We start from the raw sequence: 8,018 nt of genomic DNA on the forward strand, positions 1-8,018 counted from the left end.
TTACTTTTACCTCATATTTTATTCATACCTTTACTTGAAACTCGTCATTGCTGTTTCTTGCCTTCTTGCTATGGCTTACTTGCTCACGAGTGGAGATGGGCGGGTGCGACGATGGCGCAGCGGGTAATAAATGTGACGGATAGGAAGGGTGCGGGTAGAATGGGGATGTTGCAGAATCAATACATAAAGAGAGACCTTTGCAAAATTCCTTTTCCCCCGACAGCCGAAACCCAAACACAGGTTTTCGTCTATTTCCGCCCCCCAATCACTCCTAATTTTACCCAAATACCCCCTTAATCCTCCCCGGATACCCGATAATCAGGCATCCGGGCCGCCTTTTAGGCAGCAACAGGCACACTTAGCCTGTTAGCCGCTTTCAACAGGTTCAAACACATCGCCTTCAGATGGCTTTGCGCACTCACTTTGAGCAGACCAAAATAGGCTGCCTGCGCATAACGGAATTTACGGTGCAGCGTACCGAAGCTTTGTTCCACCACATAACGGGTCTTCGACAAATACCGGTTACGTTTGGTTTGCGCTTCCGTCAGCGGACGGTTGCGGTGGGCTTTTCGCATAATGCCGTCCAACAACCGATGCTCTTTCAGGTGTTGCCGGTTTTCCGTACTGTCATAGCCTTTGTCGGCATAGACGGTCATACCTTCGGTTAGGCCTTCCAACAAAGGAGACAGGTGGTTGCACTCATGGGTATTGGCGGGAGTAATGTGCAGTTTCTCGATATAGCCTTCCTCATCGGTGCGGGTATGTTGTTTGTAACCGAGTCTGTATAAGCCGTTTTTCTTTGTCCAACGGGCATCGCTGTCCTTACTCGGTGTGGTTTGTCCGCTGACTTGTCCTTCTTCATCGACTTCTATAGCCTGACGCTGTTTGCTGCCGGCAGTTTGAATAATGGTGGCGTCAATGACGGCGGCGGATGCTTTCTCTATTTTTAGGCCTTTTTCGGTCAGTTGTCGGTTAATCAGTTCCAGCAATTCGGACAGGGTGTCGTCTTGCGCCAGCCAGTTGCGGTAGCGGCATAAGGTGCTGTAATCGGGGATGCTCAATTCGTCAAAACGGCAAAACAGGTTGAAATCGATGCGGGTGATGAGGCTGTGTTCGAGTTCGGGATCGGAGAGGCTGTGCCATTGTCCGAGCAGGACGGCTTTGAACATGGACAACAGGGGATAGGCGGGACGGCCGCGGTGGTCTCTAAGGTAACGGGTTCTTTGACGATTCAGGTACTGCTCGATCGGCTGCCAATCAATCACCTGATCCAACTTCAATAGTGGGAAGCGGTCGATGTGTTTGGCAATCATGGCTTGTGCGGTTTGCCGGAAGAAGGTGCTCATGGAAAATCCCCTAAATGTCTTGATGGGAATTTAGGGGATTTTGGGGAATTTTGCAAAGGTCTCAAAGAGATAGTAAACTAAGAAATCTTCAGGTATCGTTTGAACGGAAACGGTAAGACGGATATGATAGCCAACTATTCTACGGTGCCGCACACACAGGCATCATCCGCATTCACAAACTATGGAGTACCTTCTTATGAAAAAATTCCTCTTTGCCGCCCTCTCCCTGCTGACCGCTTCGCTGTCGCTGGCCGCCGTCAACATCAATACTGCTTCCCCGTCCGAGTTGGAAGCCCTGCCCGGTATCGGACCGGCCAAAGCGAAAGCCATCGTGGACTACCGTCAACAACATGGTGCCTTCAAATCGGTCGAGGAGTTGAAAAACGTCAAAGGTATCGGTGAGGGCATCTTCTCCAAACTGAAGGCGGAGGCAACCGTCGCCCCGGCCGCTCAAAACAAAGCCGCCACCCCCGCCGCTAAAAAATAAACCCGAGTGCGCCCTCCCGAATAGGGAATGTGCTCAGCTGCAGACCCGGTGATGAAAAGGCCGTCCGAATCCAGTCCGGAGTCGGACGGCCTTTGTGTCGGGCGGGCAATGCTGCCATGCCTGTCCCGCTTCATTCGGCCGTCAGATCAGGATGGCATGGAGAGACCTATGTGGAAAGGGCGGCGGATTCGCATTTAAGGTCAGTATGCGGTAGCATACGGCCTTTCCTGCAAGAAAGATTGCCATGAGCTACACACAACTGACCCAAGACGAACGATACCATATCCAATACCTGTCCCGCCACTGCACCGTCACTGAAATCGCCAAACAGCTTAATCGCCACAAAAGCACCATCAGCCGCGAAATCAGACGGCACCGCACCCAAGGGCAGCAATACAGCGCCGAAAAAGCCCAGCGGCAAAGCCGGACTATCAAACAGCGTAAGCGAAAGCCCTATAAGCTCGATTCTCAGCTGATTCAACACATCGACACCCTTATCCGCCGCAAACTCAGTCCCGAACAAGTATGCGCCTACTTGCGCAAACACCACCAAATCACGCTCCATCACAGCACCATTTACCGCTACCTCCGCCAAGACAAAAGCAACGGCGGCACTTTGTGGCAACATCTCTGAATATGCAGCAAACCCGCCTGCGTGGAAATGACAGTTCATAATGCTGATTAAAAACCAAGCCGCCCGTAGCGTGGATTCTATCCACGAATAAACGGATATGATTGGGTTTGGATGTTTGGGTGGAAGGTTGTGGGCGAAGCCCACGCTACGGGTTCGGTTTATTCTAAGTCTGTGCCCATTTGACGGAAAGGTCGTCTGAAAACCGGAATACTTGGTTTTCAGACGACCTTTTACAGGGAGAGGTTGACGGATAGAGCCTGTGCGCTGTCAGGTTTCAGACGACCTGTGTTCACGCGCTGAGCAGGCTTTGGGCGAGGAAGCCGCCTTTTTCGACGCCGGGCAATATGAAGAAATAGCCGCCGCCGAAGGGGCTGATGTATTCTTCCAGCGGTTCGCCGTTGAGCAGGTTTTGGACGAAGATGAAACCGTCGGCGAGGTTGGCCTGGTAGCAGATGAACACCAAGCCGACGTCGAGCTGGCCGTTGGCGGCGAGGCCGCGGGAGTAGTTGAAGGCGCGGCGGTAGAGCAGGTGTTTTTTCATGAACTCGGGGTCGCGCGGGTTGGCGAGCCTCATGTGGCTGTCTTTGGGGGTGGTTTTGCCGTCGGGGTCTTTGGCGAAGTCGGCGGTGTCGCTCTCTTTTTTGCCGTCCATGGGAGCACCGCTGTATTTGCGTCGGCCGAAGATTTCGGTTTGTTCCTGCAAGGGGGTTCTGTCCCAGAATTCGACGAAGTGGCGGATGAGGCGGACGGCTTGGTAGCTGCCGTTTTTCGCCCAAGCGGGTTCGTCTTGGCTGTTGGCGGCGATGCCTGTCCAGAGGACTTGGTCGGCAATTTTGGGATCGGATACGTCGGGGTTGCCGGAGCCGTCGCGGAAGCCTAAGAGGTTGCGGGCGGCGATGGCGCCGGGTTCGGCTTTGGGCAGCCAGCCGTCTATGCTCCAGCGGATGACGGCGGTTTGGGCGGTGTTTTTGATGATGTCGCGCAGGGCGGCTTGGCAGGTTTCGGGGGTGAAGGCGCAGATTTGGAGGCTGAGGTCGCCGTCGCACCATGATTTTTGGAGGCGGTCGTTGGGGAAGTCGCGCATTTCTTGGAGGTGGCGGGGTTTTTTGTCTTTGAGTCCGAAGCGGTCGTCAAAGAGGCTGCTGCCGACGCCGACGGTGATGGTGAGGCCGTCGGGGCGGAATGTTTTGCCGAGCAGGCCGCTGCCTGCGGGGGGGAGTTTTTCGTCGCCGTCTTGGTATTCGCCGCCTTGGGTGAGGAATTCGATGCGGGCGGTGAGGGTGCGGAAGAGGTTTTCGAGTTGTTTGGGGTCTTTGGCGGTTACGTCGAAGGCGCACATGATGCCGAAGAGCTGGTGCGGGGTGGTGATGCCGGCTTGGTGGGTGCCGTAGCAGGGGTAGGCTTGCGGGGAGTGTTCGTTGTTGCGGGTCTCGGCGGCGGTTTCGCCTTGTTGTTTGCCGGCGAACCAGCCTGCCGCGCCGGCTGCGCCTGCGGCGAGGACGGTTTTGAACAGGGTGCGTTTGGTCGGTTGGGTGGGGTGTGAGTTGTTGTCTTGGCTCATGGCGGAGTCCTTTGTGGGATTCGGGCTGCAGTATGTACGCGGTTGTTTTGTTTAAGTTTGCTATTTTGAATTTTCAGACGACGTTTAAGGTCGTCTGAAAACTTTGAATCATCGATCAATCCAATAAACGGTAAGGGCTGCGCGATTTCCGCGTGCGTGGCTGCGCCACACACCCTACCTGTTCTTCTACCGGAGGATTAGCGGACCTCCGAAATGCTTGTGCTTGCATTTGGGGCAAACCAAACTTTCTCAGAAATCTAATCTTGGAACGGCGATACAGCTAACCCGTTTAATTTTTGATACGGCTGTCAGCAGGGCAGGTTGGGTTGGCAAACCCGACCCAGCCTACGATTTCTGTATTCGGGTTTTTCGCGGGCAAAGCCCACGCTACAACAGTTCCCTTTCGGTGGAGAGGGCATCAGCGATAAGTTTTCAGACGACCCCTTGTATCTCAAAAGGTCGTCTGAAACGGGCGGGTCAAGTTTATTTGAGACCCAGTGTGCCGCGCAGTTGGCTCAGGTCTTCGGCAAGGGCGTTAATCGGTGCCTGAAGGGTTTTGCGGTCTTCGTCGCTGAGTTTGTCGTAGGTTTCAAAGCCGTCTTTGGTTTTGTATTTGGCGAGGATGTCGGTGACTTGTTTGAAGTTGGCATCGACTTTCTCGAGCAGGGCTTTGTTTTTCTCGGCAATCATCGGACGGAAGAGTTCGACGATTTTTTGCGCGCCTTCGATGTTGGCTTGGAAGTCGCTCAAGTCGGTGTGGCTGTAACGGTCTTCTTCGCCGCTGATTTTGCTGCCGGCAACTTCTTCAATCAACACTGCCGCGCCGCCGACGACTTTGTTCGGCGGGAAGGAGAGGGCGTCGATTTCTTTTTGCAGGGCTTCAACGTCTTTCATGAGTTTGTCGGCAATGTCTTTCACGCCGGATACGTCTTTTTTGACCCACAGGGCGTGTTCGATGCGGTGGAAGCCGGTGAAGGCCGCGTCTTCGGTTTTGTCTTTGAAGTCGTCTTCACGCGCGTCGATGGCAGGGTCGAGTTCGTTGAAGAGTTCGGCAATCGGCTCGATGCGTTCGTAGTGGGTGCGGGCAGCGGCAAACTGGGATTTGGCTTTTTCGATGTCGCCCGCTTTGACGGCGTCGGTGAAGGCTTTGGTTTTGGCAACCAGCTCTTTGGCTTCGCCTTGTACGTAAACTTTATAGTCGGCAAGCGGTTTGGCGAGTTTTTCCAAATCGGCTTCGTTGCCGGTGTCTTTAAAGCCGCTGTCGGTTACCACCAACTTGCCGCGCGGGTTGGTCAAGAGGCCGCAGGTCATTTCGTATTCGCCCGGCAGCAGGGTAACGGTCATTTTGTCGGAAAGTCCGGGGGCGATGTTTTCGCGTTCGTCGACCACCATCACGCCTTTGAGGATTTCCCATTCGAGCTTGCGGCCGCTGTTGTTTTTGATGTTGAACACGACTTGTCCGCTCGGTACGGTCAGTTCCATCGGTTCGCAGGCAGTGTCGTTCACGCCGATATTGACGGAGCCGCCGGCATTCGCGCTTGATGCACCTGACGCGGCAGGCGCGGATTTTTCCGCTTCGGGCGGCTGACACGCGGTCAGACCCAAAGCCAGCATCACGGATAAAGCAGTTATATTGAGTTTTTTCATTTCAAACCTCTTTGGCATGTTGATAAGAATGAGATACGGAATTTTTAAGCGCCACTAATGGCTTTCAGACGACCTCTGCACCGCGGCGGGCTTGCTGCCGTGCAGAAACCAAATCATGACCGGAACCAAATACAGCAGCCACGCCAGCACCTCGCCCTGCGTCGGGTGGTCGGTATAGCCGAAGAAGCCGCCGAGCAGCACGCCCAGCGGGCTGTCTTCATGCAGGTATTTGGAAGAATCAAACACCACCTCTTGCAGGTGGTTCCACACGCCCGCCTCATGCAGTGCGCGCAGCGAACCGGCCACCAAACCGGCGGCCACCACGATCAAAAACGCGCCCGTCCAGCGGAAAAACTTCGCCAGATTCAGACGCATACCGCCCTGATAAATCAGCGCGCCGATGACCACTGCGGTCAGCAGCCCCAATACCGCGCCGACGGGCATAGACCAAGTCGGACTCTGCTGAAACACCGCCAAGAGGAAAAACACACTCTCCAGCCCCTCGCGCGCCACAGCCAGAAAAGCCATGCCGACCAAAGCCCAGCCTTGACCGTTGCCTCGGTTTAAGGCCGTCTGAACCGAATCCTGAAGCTGCTGCTTCATCGAACGGGCGGCTTTTTTCATCCATAAAATCATATAAGTCAGCATCGCCACCGCCACCAAACCGATAACGCCGACCACAAATTCCTGCTCCTTCTGCGGAATCTCGCCCGTTGCCGAATGGATGCCGTATCCGATGCCCAAACACATCAGCGCAGCCAAAGCCACACCCAGCCACACCTTAGGCATCAGCCGCGAATGTCCCGACTGTTTCAAAAAACCGGCGACGATACCGACGATCAAAGCCGCCTCGATACCCTCGCGCAACATAATCAGAAAAGCAATCAACATATATAAAACAAACCTTAAAACTTAATATCAATATGAAGACCAAAACCGGTCCATTTAGCCTTTACTGCATCCGGATTCACGCGCAGCATATGTTTATGAAGCCTGTCGAAACCTTCATGACCGAACCACAGGCTTCCCCTCGGACAAAATGTATGCCGCGCATGTTTGCCGCCCGATACGCATTCAATTTCCCAAACGCTGACTTTGTTGATATGCCAACCGGTCTTCGCCAGTTTGACGACCTCTTCAAATCGGTAATGCGCTGTCAAAGTCCGTCCGCGATAAACAAACACGCCCTGCGTTCCGCAATACAAAAGCTCACGGCTGAAAAACTTGTTACGGCTAAAACAAATGAGTGTGTCACCGTTCAACACCCTATCGGGCGCGGGCGCGATAGAGCGGTATAAGGCAAAAAAGAAGAAAGAGAAGAAAAGGGTTATTGGTATCAGCATGACGGACATGACAAACTTCTCTAAAAAATTCAGACGACCCCGTTTAGACAGGGCAGTAGAAATTTTGTTTGAAAATATCGGGTTTGAAATACTGTCTGATACGCCAAAAATCTTTACAAGATATTTGATTCCGCCGTCTCTTTATCCCAAGTCTGACAAAGTGCCGCCATCTGCCTGTCTTAAAAGTAAGAGTTTATAAACGGAGTCGCACAAATGCAAATAATTTTTATTATTTCATCAGTAAACCGGTATTTAAGCAAGCCAAAAAGTAACGGAAAAATTTACCGTAAAGTAAGGCGAATCAACGTTATAGCGATTTCCTAGAGACGCTGTTTATCCGCATAGAAATATAAGCACACCAACAAGCCAAACAAAAAGGTCGTCTGAAAACCAATATCAAGGTTTTCAGACGACCTTTCCTTTCTCGCCAATTACCATCCCATCCACCTTATCAAAGAAATGATGCCGAGCATGACAACGACCGTTATCGAAATCCAGAAAATCGGAGGACGGCTGTCGGATTCGGCGGGTTGGACGGGTTTTACCCAGCCTTTTTTGTAGAGAAGGATGGTAAGAAGCATCATAAAGATGCCTAGAAGCAAAAGTATTTGGAAATTATTCATTCACTTTGAAGCCCTTTATCGTTTATGGCGGACAGTTCGCATAATTGGACTGCTTTTACTTCTTAAGGTAGGGGCGGGGGTAAAAAGTTCGTCATAATTATCAATTTGATAAATCAAGCACCTATCCCGAGTCTTCCAAACGGGGAGGTTTTTTATTGATCCTGTCTGCGTTCGGCTGAGGCGGCGGCCTTATTCTGCGTACCCGTCCGATGGGAGGCGGAAGGAAGCATTCCTGATGCCAATTTATGGCAAAAGGTCGTCTGAAAACTGAACTGCACCCCAAAAGTTGGACACATACCCTCCAACCACCAAGGTGCAGTTTTTTTATGAGCAAATATACATTACACTTTAAATACCAAGCCGTACTCCACTACCTG

At 52.6% G+C, this 8,018-nt stretch carries 7 protein-coding genes and 1 pseudogene; 2 read left to right on the forward strand and 6 right to left on the reverse strand.

What is annotated here, in order from left to right:
* Positions 1 to 338: 338 nt before the first annotated feature.
* Entirely contained in the window at positions 339 to 1,346 is a 1,008-nt protein-coding gene (locus AAG834_RS13175) for an IS5 family transposase (RefSeq protein ID WP_342032398.1), read from the reverse strand.
* 196 nt (positions 1,347 to 1,542) lie between these two features.
* Here AAG834_RS13175 and AAG834_RS13180 point away from each other — a divergent pair, with 196 nt between their 5' ends.
* Together AAG834_RS13180 and AAG834_RS13185 are read left to right on the forward strand one after the other, a co-directional pair.
* The gene (locus tag AAG834_RS13180; RefSeq protein ID WP_009313167.1) at positions 1,543 to 1,833 is read left to right on the forward strand and encodes a ComEA family DNA-binding protein; all 291 of its coding nucleotides are present in this window, start codon (positions 1,543 to 1,545) and stop codon (positions 1,831 to 1,833) included.
* A gap of 244 nt (positions 1,834 to 2,077) precedes the next feature.
* A pseudogene (locus tag AAG834_RS13185) lies at positions 2,078 to 2,464 on the forward strand (transposase); the annotation flags it as partial.
* Between the two features lie 292 nt (positions 2,465 to 2,756).
* On the opposite strand, the gene efeB reads toward AAG834_RS13185, so the two are convergent.
* The 5 genes from efeB to AAG834_RS13210 all read right to left on the reverse strand — a co-directional run bounded on the left by efeB (position 2,757) and on the right by AAG834_RS13210 (position 7,602).
* A complete protein-coding gene (gene efeB / locus AAG834_RS13190) occupies positions 2,757 to 4,028 on the reverse strand; it encodes an iron uptake transporter deferrochelatase/peroxidase subunit (protein WP_342032399.1) in 1,272 nt (423 codons plus the stop codon).
* A gap of 483 nt (positions 4,029 to 4,511) precedes the next feature.
* On the reverse strand, positions 4,512 to 5,675 hold the full coding sequence (gene efeO, locus AAG834_RS13195) for an iron uptake system protein EfeO (protein ID WP_342032400.1): 1,164 nt from the start codon (positions 5,673 to 5,675) through the stop codon (positions 4,512 to 4,514).
* A 54-nt stretch (positions 5,676 to 5,729) separates the two neighbouring features.
* Entirely contained in the window at positions 5,730 to 6,566 is an 837-nt protein-coding gene (gene efeU / locus AAG834_RS13200; RefSeq protein ID WP_342032401.1) for an iron uptake transporter permease EfeU, read from the reverse strand.
* Between the two features lie 14 nt (positions 6,567 to 6,580).
* Positions 6,581 to 7,027, reverse strand: a complete 447-nt coding sequence (locus tag AAG834_RS13205) for a hypothetical protein (RefSeq protein WP_342032402.1) — start codon at positions 7,025 to 7,027, stop codon at positions 6,581 to 6,583.
* Positions 7,028 to 7,449: 422 nt separating this feature from the next.
* Positions 7,450 to 7,602 carry an ABC transporter permease gene (locus AAG834_RS13210; protein WP_242925941.1) on the reverse strand — a complete coding sequence of 51 codons (153 nt, stop codon included), beginning with the start codon at positions 7,600 to 7,602 and terminating at the stop codon, positions 7,450 to 7,452.
* Positions 7,603 to 8,018: the final 416 nt, after the last annotated feature.

It is taken from the genome of Neisseria sp. Marseille-Q2251 (assembly GCF_940793045.1).
Lineage (GTDB): Bacteria > Pseudomonadota > Gammaproteobacteria > Burkholderiales > Neisseriaceae > Neisseria.